General features: G+C 68.6%; 13 protein-coding genes. 5 read left to right on the top strand and 8 right to left on the bottom strand.

Going from position 1 to position 15747, the window contains the following annotated elements; translation table 11 throughout:
* Positions 1–38 precede the first annotated feature (38 nt).
* On the top strand, positions 39–1508 hold the full coding sequence (locus tag QHF85_RS32290) for a thioredoxin family protein (RefSeq protein ID WP_281331233.1): 1470 nt from the start codon (positions 39–41) through the stop codon (positions 1506–1508).
* A gap of 95 nt (positions 1509–1603) precedes the next feature.
* Here the strand turns inward: QHF85_RS32290 and QHF85_RS32285 are convergent, their stop codons facing one another.
* Positions 1604–2479, bottom strand: coding sequence for a hypothetical protein (locus QHF85_RS32285; protein ID WP_281331232.1), 876 nt, complete (start codon positions 2477–2479; stop codon positions 1604–1606).
* A gap of 26 nt (positions 2480–2505) precedes the next feature.
* Positions 2506–5757 carry a TonB-dependent receptor gene (locus tag QHF85_RS32280; protein WP_281331231.1) on the bottom strand — a complete coding sequence of 1084 codons (3252 nt, stop codon included), beginning with the start codon at positions 5755–5757 and terminating at the stop codon, positions 2506–2508.
* Between the two features lie 488 nt (positions 5758–6245).
* On the opposite strand from QHF85_RS32280, the gene QHF85_RS32275 reads away from it, so the two are divergent.
* The 4 genes from QHF85_RS32275 to QHF85_RS32260 all read left to right on the top strand — a co-directional run bounded on the left by QHF85_RS32275 (position 6246) and on the right by QHF85_RS32260 (position 8785).
* On the top strand, positions 6246–7010 hold the full coding sequence (locus tag QHF85_RS32275; protein ID WP_281331230.1) for an energy transducer TonB: 765 nt from the start codon (positions 6246–6248) through the stop codon (positions 7008–7010).
* Between the two features lie 93 nt (positions 7011–7103).
* Entirely contained in the window at positions 7104–7814 is a 711-nt protein-coding gene (locus QHF85_RS32270) for a MotA/TolQ/ExbB proton channel family protein (RefSeq protein WP_281331229.1), read from the top strand.
* Positions 7815–7901: 87 nt separating this feature from the next.
* Positions 7902–8315, top strand: coding sequence for a biopolymer transporter ExbD (locus tag QHF85_RS32265; RefSeq protein WP_281331228.1), 414 nt, complete (start codon positions 7902–7904; stop codon positions 8313–8315).
* Between the two features lie 20 nt (positions 8316–8335).
* Positions 8336–8785, top strand: a complete 450-nt coding sequence (locus QHF85_RS32260; protein ID WP_281331227.1) for a biopolymer transporter ExbD — start codon at positions 8336–8338, stop codon at positions 8783–8785.
* 289 nt (positions 8786–9074) lie between these two features.
* Here the strand turns inward: QHF85_RS32260 and QHF85_RS32255 are convergent, their stop codons facing one another.
* The 6 genes from QHF85_RS32255 to QHF85_RS32230 form a co-directional block, all read right to left on the bottom strand.
* Entirely contained in the window at positions 9075–9446 is a 372-nt protein-coding gene (locus QHF85_RS32255; RefSeq protein WP_281331226.1) for a hypothetical protein, read from the bottom strand.
* On the bottom strand, positions 9446–10390 hold the full coding sequence (locus QHF85_RS32250) for a hypothetical protein (protein WP_281331225.1): 945 nt from the start codon (positions 10388–10390) through the stop codon (positions 9446–9448). The genes QHF85_RS32255 and QHF85_RS32250 overlap by 1 nt, the downstream gene beginning before the upstream one ends.
* 61 nt (positions 10391–10451) lie before the next feature.
* Positions 10452–11699: a serine/threonine-protein kinase gene (locus tag QHF85_RS32245; RefSeq protein WP_281331224.1), complete on the bottom strand. Its 1248-nt coding sequence runs from the start codon at positions 11697–11699 to the stop codon at positions 10452–10454.
* 62 nt (positions 11700–11761) lie between these two features.
* Entirely contained in the window at positions 11762–14071 is a 2310-nt protein-coding gene (locus QHF85_RS32240; RefSeq protein ID WP_281331223.1) for a hypothetical protein, read from the bottom strand.
* Between the two features lie 40 nt (positions 14072–14111).
* Complete coding sequence (locus tag QHF85_RS32235; RefSeq protein WP_281331222.1) at positions 14112–15371, bottom strand: hypothetical protein; 1260 nt, start codon at positions 15369–15371, stop codon at positions 14112–14114.
* Positions 15368–15679 (bottom strand): hypothetical protein, encoded by a 312-nt coding sequence (locus tag QHF85_RS32230; protein ID WP_281331221.1) that lies wholly within the window; start codon positions 15677–15679, stop codon positions 15368–15370. Before QHF85_RS32230 ends, QHF85_RS32235 begins: the two co-directional genes overlap by 4 nt.
* Positions 15680–15747 lie beyond the last annotated feature (68 nt).

Raw genomic sequence — 15747 nt, 5'->3', positions numbered from 1 at the left:
TCGGGCGAACGCGCCCGCTCGGCACTACACTCGGCCGCATGGCCCGCCTTCGCTCCCTGGTCCCCGCGCTCTTCCTCGCCTTCGCCGCCGGATGCGGCGCAGCCCCGACGCCCGGCCCCGACGCACCCACCACGGCCGAGGGCGGCGGCACGAACGGCGCGGCAAAGACGAACGACGCGGCGAAATCGGGCGAGGTCACGAAGGGGGAGAACGGGAAGGACGCGTCCGCTCCTCCGCTCGTGTTCATCGAGGACGACCTCGACGGCGCGATGGCGCGCGCGCGCGCCGAGAAGAAGGCACTCTTCATCGATGCATGGGCGCCGTGGTGCCACACGTGCCTCAGCATGAAGAACTACGTGCTCGTCGATCCGGCGCTCCGCCCGCTCGCCGATCGCGTGGTGTTCGCGGCGATCGACACGGATCGCCCGTCGAGCGCCGCATTCCTCGAGCGATACAAGATGACCTTCTGGCCGACGTTCTTCGTGATCGATCCCGCGAAGGGCGACGTCGTCGCATACCTGCCGGGTGCGGCCTCGGCGCGCGAGATGCGCAGCTTCATCGAGGACGCGGTGCGCGTGATGGATGCCTCCGCGCCGCAGTCGGATCCGCTTTACACGCTCGCGCAGGCGAGCGCCGCGCGCGCGGCCGGCGATCATCGCAAGGCGCTCGCGCTCTATGACGAGCTGCTCGCGAAGGTCGACGCGCGCTGGCCGCGCCGCGACGACGCGCTCGCCGGAAAGCTCTCCGCGCTCGCCGGCAGCGGCGACGTCGATGGCTGCGCGCGATTCGGCGCCGAGCACGTCGACGAGATTCGCGGCGCCGCGGCCCCCGCCGATTTCGCGTCGGTCCTGCTGAGCTGCGCGAGCCGGCTCGCGAAGAGCTCCACGCAGGATCTCGCGCGTCGCAAGGCGACAGCGAGGCTCGAAGCCCTCGTTTCGTCACCGCCGCCCGAGTCGACGGTCGACGATCGCGCCGACGCGCTCGCGATCCTCGCGGGCGTGAAGAGCGAGCTCGGCGACGCGGACGGCGCGCGCGCGGCGCACGAAAAACGGCTCGTGATCATGGAGAAGGCCGCGGCCGAGGCGAAGACGCCCGAGATCGCGGCGACGTACGATTACGGCCGGGCGATCTCGTACGTGGCGCTCGGCCGCGGCGAGGACGCCGTGCGCATGCTGGAGCAACGCGAGCGCGAGATGCCGAAGTCGTACGATCCGCCGGCGCGCCTCGCCGGTGTGCTCGCGAAGATGGGGCGGCTCGACGCCGCGCTCGCGGCGAATGGCCGCGCCGTGGCGCTCTCGTACGGGCCGCGGCGGCTCGCGTACCTGAAGCAACGCGCGGATCTGCAGGCCAAGAGGGGCGACAAGCAGGGACAGATCGCCACGCTGCGGGAAGAGGTCGCGGGGCACGAGGCGCTCGGCCCAGGGCAACGCAATGAAGCGGCGCTCGCGGACGCGCGCCGTCGCCTCACCGAGGCGCTCGGCGAGGGCAACGCGGCGCCCAAGCGATAGCGGGCGTTTTCCCGAGGTCGGGACGACGAAACGAGGCCTCCCACCGCGGGTCGCGCGGCGGGAGGCTCGCAGCCGTTTCTGGAGGGAGGAGGGGGTTACGGACGGCCGGGGAGCGGGTCGCCGGAGAGGATGCAGTGCAGCGTCTCCGGATCGCAGCGGACCGGGAAGTCCGGGTTGATGCCGGAGCCGATGGCGATCCCCTGGTCGGGATGCGCTTCCGAGTCGCAGAGCAGGTCGAGCGGCACCTGCGGATCGTCGTTGGCCGGGTCCGCGTCGTCGTTCGCAGCGTCCGTCTTGGGGTTGTTGTCATCGTCGACGTCGATGCCGCAGGGCACGGACGGCGAGAGCGCGATGAACTTGTACGTGGCTTCGCAGCCCGCCATCACGTCGCGGAAGACCATGTCGCCGACGACCTGCGTGCCAGGCGCGCCTGCGGTCACGTACACCTTGATGTTCCGCCACTCCTGCTGGAGGTGCATGGCCGGGAGGATGACGGGGTTGCCCATGGCATCCACCTCGCCCGTGTCGAACGCCTCAATGTTCATGTCCGCCGACGCGAGGGCCGCCGAACCGTTCGCGCCGCCCGCGTAGCAGAGGTTGTTCGCGTCCGGGTTCGTCGTGTACTTGCCGAACGCGAACGGCTTGTCCTTCCCGAGGTCGTAGCCCGCGCCCTCACGATCGCGGGCCAGGAGCCCGAGGGTGGACGACTGGATCGCGACGCTGCGGTCGTTGTAATCGGCGAGCGTCTTGTCCGCGTTCGGGGCGAGGTACGTGGACATGCCGATGTCCTCGCCCTTCAGGCCGAGGCACGCCTCGTCACCGCTGACGAGCTCGTACTTCGCGAAGAACGGGTAATGGCTGACCACGCACTGGATGGTCGGTTGCGAGCAGGAGGCCCCGGAGAACGCGAAGAACGCCGCGCTGGCGAGCCCCATCGCGCCGACCAGGACACTGTGGATTCGGTGCTTCATGGTGAGCTTCCTTTCCCGACCATCCCTCAGAAGGTCACGCGCGCGTTGATGCGGATCTGCCGCGGCGTCTGGTAGCTGGTCGGGTTCTGCCAGTTGGGGTTGATGTCCGCCGGGTCGAAGTCCGTGCCGTCGGAGTTGAGCAGCTTCTTGCTCGTATCCGTCGGAGCCTCGCCCTTCTTGCCGTGGAGGTTCGCCGCGGTCCCGTCCTGGACCGGCAGCACGTCCCCCAGGGTGTACCGCTGGTCGAAGCCCGTGGCCTGCTGGAAGTTGAACAGGTTGAAGATGTCGACACCGACGGTGAGCGTGCTGTCCTTCGAGAAGCGGTAGCCGAACGTCACGTTCGTGTCGATGCTGTGGACCCAGGGCGTACGGCCGCCGGCGCCGCGGGGCAGGATGAACACCTCGGAGTCGCCGTAGAGCGCGTGCGAGCCGAGGACGTTCAGCGGCGTGCCGCTGCGGCCGAGGTAGCCGAGGCCGAGGTTGATCGTGACGTTCGCCGGGAGCTGGAACTCCTTGGCGCCGAACACCTTGATCACGTGGCGACGGTCACCGGGCAGATCGCCCGTGCGGTTCGCGAGGATCGAGACCAGGTCGAAGTCCGAGTTGATGTTCGGATCGAGCTGGCCCGTCTCCGGCCGGAACAGACCCGCGAGGTTACCGCGGTTCCACGAGACGGTGTAGTTGACCTGCGCGAGCCACTGGTTCGAGAAGGCCTTCTGGAAGTACACCATGAAGGAGTCGTAGTCGCGCGTGGCCTTCGGGAAGTCCTTCGCGATGCCGTACCCGGGGTTTCCGATGAAGTACGTCGACGCCTCGTCGCGGCTCATGTCCTCCATCGCGTAGTTCAGCCACTGACGCGTGTAGGCACCGCCGATGCGCGAGTCCGTGATGATCTCGTACTCGCCGCCGATGACGATCTGATCCGACGACTGCGGCTTGAGATCGGGATCGATCGGGACGCGGTCCGAGCCCGTCACGACGTACTTCTGGTTCGGGTCGTACTCGAAGGTATACGTCGCCAGGTTGTCGACGCTGTTGCACTCGGGCCCGCGGGCCTGCACCGGATCGAGCGGGTTGCAGACGCCGTTCTTCGGCGGATTGAAGTTCGGGGCGTTGAGCGAGCGGTTCTTCTGGAGCCCGAGCTCACCCGGGAACGAGCGATCGACCATGTTCAGCGTGATCGCCTGGTAGAACCGGGCGAAGTTCGCCGTGATCTTGGCCCGGCCCTCGCGGGTCGGATCCCAGATCGCGCCGATACGCGGCGACCACTGGTTCGGCAGCGCGATGCCGACGTTGCCGTCGTTGCCCGTCACGACCTGCGCGTCGTAACGAACGCCGAGGTTCACCGTGACGCGGTCGAGGATGTTCCACGAGTCCTGGATGAAGCCGCCGACCGTCGTCGAGGTCGAGGTCGCCTCGAACACGTCGAGGTTGACCACATCGTCCGGGCCCTGCAGGAAGCCGTAGCGCCGGAAGTCGGCCACGAAGTTGCCGCTCGTGCTCTCGCGGAAGAACACGCCGCCGCCGTAGCCCTTCGTGTTCGTGTAGTTCAGGATCTCGAAGTCCACGCCGGCCTTGATGACGTGCTGCCCGAGCGCGCTGAGCAGCGCCGTCGCGATCACGCGGCCCTGGTAGCGGTTGCTCGTGGCGATGTTCATCAAGCCCGGACCGCCGGTCCGGTACGTCGCGACGGGGCAGAAGTTGCTCACGAACTGACCGTCGCCGGTCGGATCGCACTGCGCCCGCGCCGAGTCCGGGAGGTTCTCGAAGTCGGTGATCGGGTGCGCGCCACCGCTCGTGCGACGCCACGTCATGCCCGGCATGTACGCGAGCTTCGTGGGGTCGTTGATGTCGTTGACGTTCGAGCCGTCCGCCGCGCCCTGCGCGATGCTGTTGTAGACCCAGCCGAGGGTGGCATCGATCAGGAACTTCTTGTTGGCGAACGCCGACGAGCTCTTGATCACGACGCTGTTGTTGAACTGGTCGACCGTGCCCGCGAGCGAGTTGTACGGGCCAACCAGGTTGCCGACCGCGATGCCGCCGTCCTGCGCGTCGAAGCCGAACGTGCCGTTGCCGCCCGACGTCGACGGCGCGCCGAACACCGTCACGCTGATGTTGTGGTCCTGGTTGATGTTCCAGGTCAGCTTGCCGATGTACTGCATCGTCTGCTGATCGGCGTAGTAGACCTGCGGATTGACACCCGCGAGCGGCGTCGCCGTCTGGTAGCCGGTGGACGCGTCGATCGTCGGGTACACTTCGAGGACGCCGTCCTGCCCCGGGATGAACTCCTTACTGGTCGGATCCTCCGGATCGTAGTTCGGGTTCGGCATCAGGTCGTCGGCGATCCTGTTGTTCAGGCTGCTGAGAACCCGCTCGAGGCGGTAGCGCTGCATCGCCACGCTGAAGCCCGCGAAGAACCAGAGTTTGTCCTTCACGATCGGGCCGCCGATCTCGAAGCCGAAGTCACGGACGGAGCCGAGCGTCGGATTCGTGTTGATCGTATTTCCGGCGCGCGGGATCAGCGTACGCGCTCCCTCGAACGCGCCGGGCGTGATCGCCCCGAAGACGGAGCCGTGGAACTCGTTCGAACCGCTCTTGGTGACGACGTCCATCACGCCGCCGATGCTGCGGCCGTACTCCGGCAGGTAGCCCGCCGTGATGACGTTGACCTCTTTCACGAACTCGGCCGAGAGCGGCACCGCGAGGATGCCGAACGCCGGGTCGTTCGCGGAGACGCCGTCGATGATGAACCCGTTCTCGGGCGACGACGTGCCGTTCACGGACACGCCGTACGCGTCGGCGTTGGCGCCGGGCGCGACCGCCGCGAGGCTCTCGAACGAGCGCGTCGCGCCGCCCTTGGCGGCAGGGGGGTTCACGGCCACGCGGCGCGTGAACTCGCTGTCGATGGTGACGGCGACGCGCGAGGAGCCGACGTCGATGACCGGCGGCTTGCCGACGACGACGATCTCTTCGCCCGCCTGGATGTTCTCCGGCAGAAGCTCCAGGTTGACACGGACCGTCGAGCCGCTGGTGAGCTTGATACCGCCGCGCGAGAAGGGCTTGTACTGCTCCTTGTCCGCGCGGACGGTATAGCCCTCACCGGGGGCCAGCTGTGGAATGCGGAAGTTACCACCCGCATCCGTCACGACGATCTGCTCACCCTGCAGCGCGGGGGACGTCACCGTGATGACGACGTCAGCAACGGGCGCTTTCGTAGCCGCGTTGCGAACCTGGCCGGTGATCACGCCGTCGGCTGCATACGCCGAACCGGCGACCATGACGACTGACGGCACAATCGCGGCCAACAGGCCTAGTCTGTCTCTCAATATCACGAGCCCTCCATCCCTCCAGAAGTGGGCCAAGTGTCGAAAAGGCGGCCGACTATACTCATGTTCCGTGACCGTCAACAACACTTTCTGCGGGCTCCACGTAACTCTTTCTGTGAGTCGCCCGGACAGACCCCCCCGGGCGAGCCCCCGCGTCGTCGTTCCCCGACACACCCTGCGCGCCCTGACGCACCCTGACGCGCCCCACCCGCGGACGTCGCATGCAGAGGGGCGACGTTCCCATGCGCGCGTCGCTCCTTACGAAGTCACCCCGTTCGGGGGGTGTCCGGAAGTGGGAAGGACGCGCAACAATCCGTCGCCGGACCCACGCTGGGAGGGCTCTCTAGAATTCGTTTCCCCCCCAACCGCAATTTCTGCGGGCCCCTCGTCACCTTTGGCTCGCACCGGCAGACGATTTCGACTACTAGGGCTCAAGGCTCATGTTTGACTCGGTTCTAGGCCGCGACAACATCCCCAAGAGCCGCCTCGGCACGGGCGCCGTGCTGTCGGTGGTGGTCCACGCCCTCATCTTCGCGCTCGTCCTGTACATCACGACGAGACCGGTGGAGAAGAAGACGGATTTGCCAGAGGTGACGTTCGTCGCCCCAGCGCCTCCGCCTCCACCTCCGCCGCCTCCTCCACCCCCTGCGGGTGGAAAGAAAGTCAAGCCGATCGAGAAACCGAAGCCGGTGAAAAAGCCGGACACGATCGTCGAGACGAAAGAGGAGCCCAAGCCGGAGGATAAGCCGCCGGAGAAGGAGCCCGAGCCCGAAGCCAAAGAGGAAGAGGGCGAGGGCGAAGAGGGCGGCGTGCCCGGCGGCGTGCCTGGCGGCGTGCCCGGCGGCGTGGTCGGTGGCGTGGTCGGTGGCGTGCTCGGCAATCCGGCGCCGCCGCCTCCGCCTCCGCAGAACGTGACGATCCCGTTCGGCGCGGGGATGACCCGCCCGACGAAGGTCTCGGGCCCCGAGATCCGTCACACGTCCGAGGCTTTGGCCGCGCGCGTGGAGGGCGTCATGATCGTCCGCTGCGTGATCACGGAGTCGGGCAGCGTGGAAGGCTGCTCCGTCATCAAGGGGCTGCCCCACATGGATGCTGCCGTTCTCCGGTCGCTCGCCGCGCAGCGGTATACGCCGGTCATGTTCAACGGCAAACCGCAGAGGGTCAACTACACGTTTACGCTTCGCCTGGTGATGCCCACCCGCTGAAGACACGGGCCACGCACGCGCGTGCGGGCCATCTCCAGAGCACCGAACACTCGAGTCATCAAGAGAACGCGCGAGGGAGGCGCGACCGAAACCATGGATTTTTCACTGAGTGGACTTTGGCGTGAAATGGGGCTTTTTGCCCGCCTGGTCGTGATCGTGATGGGCGTCATGAGCCTCACGTCCCTCCTCGTCCTGGGCGAGAGGCTCGTGATGTCTCTCAAGTCGATGTCCGACTCGAAGGTGTTCGCTGCGAAGATGGCCTCCCTCCTGGCGAACGGCGATCTCGACGCCGCGGCGGACGCCAAGTTCGGCAAGGACATCGGCTACCTCGGTCGCACGATCCGCGCCGGCCTCGTGGCCTACAAGGGCTCGATTCACGGCGACAAGGACCTCTGCTTCGAGTCCGTCGCGCGCGCCCTCGAGCGTCAGCAGGCCCGCGAGCTCGCGGTCCTGAAGCGTGGTCACGGCTGGCTGGCGACGGTCGGCTCCACGGCGCCGTTCGTCGGTCTGCTCGGTACCGTCATGGGTATCGTCACCGCCTTCGAGAAGATGGCCGCGAGCGGCTCCGGTGGTCTCGGGACGGTCTCCGCGGGTATCGCCGAGGCGCTCATCACGACGGCCTTCGGTCTGCTCGTCGCGATCCCGGCCGTCATGGCGTTCAACTTCCTCGCCGGCTGGGTCGACGCGCGTGCGGTCGACATCTCCGAGTCCTCGAACGAGTTCCTCGATCTGGTCGCGCGTCGCCTCGCCGAGGGGCCGCGCGAGGAGGAGGAAGAGGGCGAGGAGAGCGAGGCCGCGGCCTAGAAAAGCCCGCCCTCGCGGATCGGGCGCGCCGTCTTTGGCGCGCGCGGCTCCCGCGGGGGCGCCCCCTGAGAGGGAGTAGGTGTTCTCATGGGAATGGCAGTCGGCCCGAAGAAGGGCAGCGTAAAGAACGACATCAACGTCACGCCGCTCGTCGACGTCGTGCTCGTTCTTCTGATCATCTTCATGGTCATCACGCCCATGCTCCAGCGTGGCAAGGACGTGAAGCTGCCTCAGTCCAAGTCGATCGACGAGGAAAACAAGGACAGCGATCCGATCATCCTCTCGGTCACGACGGACAAGCACATCTACATCGAGAGCAGCGAGTACGACAAAGATGGCTTCACGCCTGCGTTGAAGGCGGTCCTGGACGAGAAGCCGGGGCGGAAGCTCCTGCTCAAGGGCGACCAATCGCTGACCGTGGGCGACGTGCGTGAGGTCATGGAGCTGTCGCGGAAGGCAGGCGCGAAGAGCGTGGCCCTCGGCGTGGAAGAGCAGAAGTAGAGCCAGCGGAGCCGAACGAGATGAGCAGAAAGACGCGAAGGGTGGCGATCAAACCCGCCAACCCGCCGAACTCGGACATCAACGTCACGCCCCTCATCGACGTCGTGCTCGTGATGTTGATCATCTTCATGGTCGTCACGCCGCTGCTCGAGAAGAACCTCGACGTACGCGTGCCCGAGACGGAGAAGGTCGAGACGGTCACGGAAGTGCCGCCCGATCAGCTCGTGGTTCGTATCGGGACCGAGGGTGAATTCCGCATCAACTACGACAAGGTCACGAACGAAGAATACGTCGACAAGCTGAAGACGAAGCTCGAGCGGCGGAAGGAGGACGACAAGATCGTCTTCTTCATCGCCGACGACAAAGCGAACTACGCGCGCCTCATCACGGCGCTCGACGGGGCAAAGCAGGCCGGCGCGAAGGTGCTCGGCATGATGACCACGCCCCCCGAAGACGAAGAGAAAAAGTAAAGCGTCTTCGTGCGGTTCAAAAGCCCCGGCGTGCCCGTGCACGTCGGGGCTTTCTTTTTTCGATCCAGCTGCACTTATCCCCGCATTTTCACGGCGTGGTCATTGCAACGACCATCCCCGCCAAACCCTTCATTGCAGCTATTTCGGGCATACTGGTCTCTTTCGTGACCAGCGCATTTCCATTCGGGACGAATACGCGGATTGTCACGAAAAAGATTGACACACGTCCGTCACGCGTGGTTGACGCGATCGTCACGGAGCGGCGGGCGTGGCGGACGCGGGGCGCGCGTCAGGGGAGGCCGAGCAGCGAGCGGCAGCTCTCGGTTGCGTTCGCACAGCCGGTGTTCGCGCTGCAGGCCTCGCATTGGGCCACGCAGACGAGGAGGTCCGTTTCGTGCGCGGAGTCGCACGTCGAGCAATCCGGGTTCAAGTTCATCGGCCCGGTCTTCTGGCATTGGGACATGCACATGAAGCGCTGGCCCTCGGCCTGCTTCGAGCAGGTGTCGATGTCGCTCACACATTTGGGCGTGGCCGCGCACGCGCCGCCCTCGCTCTCGTCCGCATCGACGTAATCAATCGCCGGGAACGTGCACGCAGAGACGCCGAGGAACAGACAGCACAAGAACACCAGCGGACCGCGCCCGCGGCTCATTTGCAGCATCAAAACCTCCCTTCGACCGATAAGAATCCGACCCCTGGAGCGAACACGGGGTTCACACGCAAGCCCGCGCGCGGCGCGCTCGCGGCAGGCGCGGGCGCCGTGAGCAGGAGCGCGACGCCGCCGACGGCCGCCGCCCCCGAGAGCCCGGCGAACACGTTGACGAGCGTCGCGTACGTCGCGCCCTCGCTCGCGATCGGCGCGACCGAGGGAGCACAATCGGTGAGCGTCGGGCAAGCGGCCTCGACCTGCGAGAGCCGGTTCGAGCGCAGCCCGATGAACACGCCCATGGTCACGAGCGACGCCGCCGAGACGCCGAGCGCGGCCCAGCCGAGCGTTCGCTGGATCGAGGCGGGCGCCGTCCCGCCGACCCCCGCCGCGGCGAGCTCGACCCGCACGCTCTTGCCCTCTTCGAGCGTGACGCGCTCTTCGCTCGCGACCGAGCCGTCCCGTCGCAACGTGAGCGTGTATCCCCCCGGATCCACCCGAAGCGCCGACCCCGCGGTGACCGGCCGGCCCGCCAGCGAGATCTCGTCCCGTGGACTTCCGTTCACGACCACGACCGTCAGCGTCGGCACACGTTTTTCGAGCGCGTCGACGTGCTGGTTCGCTTCGGTCACGACGTTCGGCGCGGTGCCCGACGCCTCACGGGCGGCGATCCGGAACGTCTCCAGCGCGTCGGCCAGCTTGCCGGTGTGCTCCAGGCACAGCGCGAGGTGGAAGCGCACCTGCGGGGTCATCTTCACGTGACCCACGCGCTGGAAGAGCACGAGCGCCTCGGCGAACTTGCCCTCGTCTTCGAGCTGCCGCCCCCGCGTGAACTGCTCCCGCGCCTCCTGCAGCTCCACGGCGGTGGGAGGCTCGTCCGCCCACACACGCGTCGGCCACGAGGTGCCAGCAAGCAAGGCGATCCCCACGCAGGCGGCCTGAGAGTGAAACCGACGCAAAACGGAAATCCTCGGCGGACGATGGTACCACGCTTCGCCTCTGGGCGGGGTCGCGTGGGGCTCAGAAACCCGGGTCGTTGACGTTCGTCGTGGGGCGTTTCCCCGCAGGACCCGAGGGCTTTCCCGAGGTCGATCCCGAAGGCGCGTGTGTCACGACGTTGGCGGTGCGCGGCGTCCCGGGAGACTGCGCCGTCGCGGTCGTGGGCGCAGCGCTCGGAGGCGCCGCGGGGAGCGCGGTTTCTTGCGGCGTGGGAAGGGCCTCGGCCCTGGGCGCGCTCGGGGGAGGCGAAGGCGGAGGGGGATCGGCTTCACGCCTTCCGCCGAGCCCAACCACGGCGAGGGCCGCGAGCAAGCCCGCCGCCACGACAACGGCGGCGAGCGCGGGGCCACGCTTCGGGGAGGAGGCTTTCGCGGGGCGCAACGAAGGCAACGCGCGCTGGCGCTCGATCGCGACGTCGTTCGAAGGGCCGATCCTGGCGAGCGCGTCCTCGAGCGCGCCGGCGAGGGCGTCGGCGTCGGCGAACCGATCCGCGGGGTTTTTCTGGAGGCACTTCGTCACGATGCCGCGGACGACCTCCGGCACCGACGCGTCGAGCGGAAGCGGGGGCGACTCGGCGATCTTCGTCATGAGCGCCTGGTAGTTCGGCGCGACGAACGGGTGCTTGCCGGCGATCATCTCGTGCAGCACGACGCCGAGGGACCACACGTCGGAGCGGTGATCGACGTCGAGCTCGCCGAGGGCTTGCTCGGGGCTCATGTACGCCGGGGTTCCGAAGGGCACGCCGTTCATCGCGGCGAGGGTCTCGTCGGCTTGCTGCTGTTTGCTGATGCCGAAGTCGAGGAGCTTCGGCACGAAGCCGCCACGCGCTCCGCGCGACAGGAAGATGTTCTCGGGCTTGATGTCGCGATGCACGATGCCGGCGGCGTGCGCGGCGGCGAGACCGCGCGCGATCTCGGCCGCGATCGCGACGGCCTCGGACGGACGGAGCGCGCCCTGCTCCTCGATGCGCGCGGCGAGCGACTGGCCTTCGAGCAGCTCCATCGCGAGGTAGAGGCCGCCGCCGGGGGCGACCTCGCCGAAGTCCGCGACGTCGACCACGTTGGGATGGCGGAGGCGGCCGATGGCCTGCGCTTCGTGGAGGAAACGCGCGCGCGCCTCGGGGCCGGCGCGGACCGGGAGGCTCGCGAACTTCAGCGCGAAGTCACGCCCGAGCAGCTCGTGCCGGCCGGCCCAGACCGTACCCATCGCGCCCCGCCCGATGGGGCGGAGGAGACGGTAACGTCCGGCGACGAGATCTCCTTCGTTCACGTGGTGCTGGACAGGATACGGCACGGGGGTGGGGGAGGGGGCGTCCCTGGTCGACGAGCTTATCACTCCCCCTGGTAAGTACCGAACACAGCCCTGCCAGAACTCGAGACTTGGGGTGTGGCCTGTCCGACCTGGACGACCACGGAGAGGAACGCCGCGGGCTTGAGGCCCTCGTCGGGGCCGCTCTCGTTCGTGATGTAGGAGAGGCCGAGGCCGGCGAGGAAGCCGAACGAGGTGGTGTTGCCGCCGTCGCCGAGGACCGGGATGGTGGGGGCGACGCCGAGGTAGCCGAGGAGGCCCACGCGGCCGTCGCCGAGCTGCTGGATGGAGCCGCCGAGCTGGCCGGCGATGGGGAAGGCGCGGCGGCGCACGGGGTCGTAGCTGTCGACGGCGAGGGCGACGCCGACGGCGCTGAGGACGCTGCGCGTGACGAGGGGTCGTTCGAGCCAGGGGGCGCGCGTGATCTGGAGCGTCGCCAGCATGGCCGGGATCGTGAGGTAGGCGCGGAGGCAACTGCCGGCGGCCTCGAGGGTCTCGAAGTTCGACTCGCCGCAGAGCGGGACGGAGTGGATGGTGGCCGAGCCGATGAGCCTGCGCGCGGCCTCGGGGGTCGCCTCGCCGCCCGAGCGCAAGGACGCGGCGACGCGCGTGGCGTCGGAGACGAGGACGACCTTTCCGTCGGTGTTCAAAGGATCGCTGTAGACCGCGAGCCTTAGGCGCGAGTCGCCGTCGAAGTTCTCCGCGAGGGGCGGGAGCTGGAACTCGGCCGAGTTCGGCGTGACGATCCACTTGTGGTCGTTCAAGAGCTCGATCGGCGCGCCGTTCGAGGTGCGATCGGTGCGCGTGAGCGAGACGTAGAGCGCGAGCGGGGCGACGAGGCGTCCCTTGGTCGAGCCGGAGAGGCGGACGCGACAAACGCCCTGTCGGAGCGGCTCGGGCGCGATGACGAGCGACATGTGCGCGAGCGGCTGCGGCCCGGGGCCCGCGGGCGCCGAGGCCTTCATCGGGAGCGACGGCCGCGGCGGACCCATCGGCGAGGTCCTCGGCGCGACAGGCGACGTCTTCGGCGCGGGCCCGGGCTTCTTGGCGGCCGCCTGGACGGCGGGTTTGTCCGCGGGGTTTGGCGCGGCTTTCGGCGCGACGCCCGAGGCCTCGGGCTCGCGGGGCGCGGCGGCCTTCGGCGCAGCGTCGGGCGGGGGCGCGGCGGCGGCCTGCAAGGGCCTCACGCCGGGCGGGGGCGCGGACGGGCTCGAGGGCGGCGCGGACGGGAAACCCGACGGCCTGCGCATCGCGGGGCCGCAGTCGACCTTGAGGTCCTCGAGCTGCGGATCGGGGAAGAGCATGCGCGCCGGGTTCGACTCGACGAGGTTCTCGAGCGGCGGGACCGAGACGCGGTAGGTGGCGTTGACGACGGTGCCGGCGGCGGTGTTGTCGAGGTTGAACGCGGTGACGCGGAGCCAGCCGCCGCTCGGGAAGATGCGAAGGACCTTGCCGTCGGCCTTGCCGCAGCCGCCGGAGGCGACCTCGAAGACGGGCACGGTGAAGGTGCGCTGGAAGGGCTGGACGCGGGCGTTGCCGCAGCTGTCGACGATGGCGAGGTAGCGGAAGTCGGCCATCTCGGACTGCTTGGGCCACTGCATGCCGAGCAGGACCTCGGCCGAGTCGGGCAGGGGCGGGACGGGGACGTCGTCGCGACAGAGCGGGGCCTTTTCGACCTTGCGCGGGCCGGTTTTGTCGTTCGGCGCGATGGGCGGGTACGCGCAGACGTGGCGGTAGTCCCTGCGGCCGAGGAGGACGGGGTCGAAGTCGAGCGTGCGCCGGCCCTGCTCGTCGAGGCGGCCCCAGATCGTGAGCGGCAAGGGGAGCGTCGGCGTCTGGAGCTTGATCGAGCGGAGCATGTCGTCGCCGACGCGGCTCTGGCCGGCGTCGCCGAGCGTGGTCGAGCATTGCCCCGAGGAGCAGAGCCACGGGCCGCCGCGGCGCGCGGTCTCGATCGGGACGGGGTCGGTGTCGCGGACGCTCATGAAGACCCGGCTCGCCTCGGGGAAGATCTCGGGCGCGGAGCCGGGCGTGGCGCCGCCGTTCGCGGTCGCCGGGCCGCGCACGATCTGCAGGCTGCCGCTGAAGTCCGCGGGCATCGGGGCCGAGCCCGTGGTCTTGTTGACGCGCGTGGTCGTGGCGTCGGACGTGTCGGTGCTCTCGTCGCTGCTGGTGTCGTCCTCCTCCTCCTGCGCGGCGACGGGGCCCGCGAGCGAGAGCGAAGCCGCGACGCCGACGAGCGCGAGGAAGCGGAACAGCGACGCGCGGGAAGGGCGGGGACGCGAGGCGGTTTCGTCGGGGACGCGAGGGGCGGCGAGGGGGGCTTGTCGCATGGGGTTCATCGCTCGGCTCGAGAGGAAGGCGGTGCGAAGGTCAGGGCGCTTCGACGACGCTGATCGGATCGGAGGCGCAATCCGGGCTCGAGAGGAGCCGCGGCGTGACGTGGAGGCGAACCGGGCCGGGGGATTTCGGCGTGGCAGGGATGACGGTCGCGGGGTTCGGCTCCTTGTCGAGCGTCACGCTGGCCTGATCGATGCCGAGGACCTGATCGTCGTCGACGCGGAGATCGACGGGCATGACGATCCGGACGCGGTTCACGTCGAAGGCGCTGACCTCGAAGAGATCGACCTCGTCGCCCATGCTGACGACGCTCTGCAGCGCGCGGACGCGGAGCAGGCGCGGCTCCGGATCGACGAGGACCTTCGGGCCGGGATCGATCTGCTTCTGGCCCGAGGTGACCGCGAAGTCGGCCTCGCCGCCGATGTCGCTGAAGCACAGGAAGAAGCGCTCGCTCTCGCCGGTCGCGCCGAGCAGGACACGGAGGCGCGTCTTGCGCTCGGCGCAGTCTTCCGTGGTGGAGAGGGCGGCCTCGCTGAAGAGGGACTCGACGATGACGGGCGCGTTCTCGACGACGCCGGGCGCGTTCGAGGGCGGCGTGGCGCGGACGAACGCCTCGCGCGAGCGGATGGCGCCGGGCCGCCACTTGGAGCCCAGATCATCGGGCAGCGGGCCCACGGTGCACTTGAGCGCGAGGAAGGTCGGCAGGACGCGGGCGCCGTCGAGCGACTCGTCGAGGCCGGCGACGAGCATCGTGAAGTTCGTGGCGGAGTCGGGCAGGCCGGCCGGCCGGATCTCGATGGCCTCTTCCTTCAGTTGCTCGGCCCAGCTCACGAGGATCGACGCGCTGCCGGACCAGTCGCTCTGGGAGGAGACGACGAACCGCGCGTAGCCTTCGCTCGACGCGGTGCATCGGAACGCGCCGTCGACCTCGTGGCAGGAGGGGTCGGACTCTTGCGGAAAAGGCTCGAGGACGAGGGCCTCGGGCGGGTCGACGCGTACCGTGACGAACCCGCCGTACGCCGGCGCGCCGCCCTCCGCGAGGAACAAGGTGACGCCGGTCGAGAAGGGTTGTTGCCGCGGCAGGACGGGCTTGCCGGCTTCGTCGAGCGTGTCCGCTGCGAAGAGCGAGCCCGCGACGTGGACGCGGATGTCGACCTGCCCGCTCGGGGCCAGCGGATACCCCGGCTCGAGGCAGGCAGAAAACGCGAGGGGGAGGAGGAAGGAAGCGCCGAGCGCCGCGCGGAGCAGGCGCCCTCGGCGACGGGGCTCGGGGGGGCGAGGGGTCGAGCTCACTTCTGGTAGATTTCGGTGTACTCGTTGCCGAGCGGGTGGCGGTGCCAGGCGTAGGCGGACTGCGGAAAGCCGTTCTCGTCCGTGTAATCGCATTGCCCGAGCTCCCAGTCGGTGTGCCAGACGCTGGCGCCGGTCGTGGGATCGACCGACATCGAGTGCGCGGTCACGTCTTCTTCTTCGGGCTCGGCGCCGTGCGCGAGCCGCGCGGCCGGGTCGACGTATTGCTCGAGCACGTCGATCGGCACCCGCGCGACACGGCCTCCGGGCAGGGGGATCGAGAAGACCAAATCCTTGTGCGTGTCTCCCATACGGCTCCTGACAACGTCGCGGAGGGCGCGTTCCCATCCCACCGCCTTCGACGAGCATACCGGAACTC

Origin of the sequence: Polyangium sp. 6x1 (assembly GCF_029946515.1) — a bacterium.
In the GTDB taxonomy this organism is placed as follows: Bacteria; Myxococcota_A; Polyangia; order Polyangiales; family Polyangiaceae; genus Polyangium.
Note: the sequence above shows the minus strand (reverse complement) of the source record. Positions and strands in the feature narration are given on the sequence as shown.

Bases quoted from the DNA above. Each gene is read 5' to 3' on its own strand.
- QHF85_RS32240 (WP_281331223.1), bottom strand. From the start codon at position 14,071: ATGCGACAAGCCCCCCTCGCCGCCCCTCGCGTCCCCGACGAAACCGCC.
- QHF85_RS32275 (WP_281331230.1), top strand. From the start codon at position 6,246: ATGTTTGACTCGGTTCTAGGCCGCGACAACATCCCCAAGAGCCGCCTC.
- QHF85_RS32255 (WP_281331226.1), bottom strand. From the start codon at position 9,446: ATGCTGCAAATGAGCCGCGGGCGCGGTCCGCTGGTGTTCTTGTGCTGT.
- QHF85_RS32270 (WP_281331229.1), top strand. From the start codon at position 7,104: ATGGATTTTTCACTGAGTGGACTTTGGCGTGAAATGGGGCTTTTTGCC.
- QHF85_RS32230 (WP_281331221.1), bottom strand. From the start codon at position 15,679: ATGGGAGACACGCACAAGGATTTGGTCTTCTCGATCCCCCTGCCCGGA.
- QHF85_RS32265 (WP_281331228.1), top strand. From the start codon at position 7,902: ATGGGAATGGCAGTCGGCCCGAAGAAGGGCAGCGTAAAGAACGACATC.
- QHF85_RS32280 (WP_281331231.1), bottom strand. From the start codon at position 5,757: ATGGTCGCCGGTTCGGCGTATGCAGCCGACGGCGTGATCACCGGCCAG.
- QHF85_RS32285 (WP_281331232.1), bottom strand. From the start codon at position 2,479: ATGAAGCACCGAATCCACAGTGTCCTGGTCGGCGCGATGGGGCTCGCC.
- QHF85_RS32260 (WP_281331227.1), top strand. From the start codon at position 8,336: ATGAGCAGAAAGACGCGAAGGGTGGCGATCAAACCCGCCAACCCGCCG.
- QHF85_RS32290 (WP_281331233.1), top strand. From the start codon at position 39: ATGGCCCGCCTTCGCTCCCTGGTCCCCGCGCTCTTCCTCGCCTTCGCC.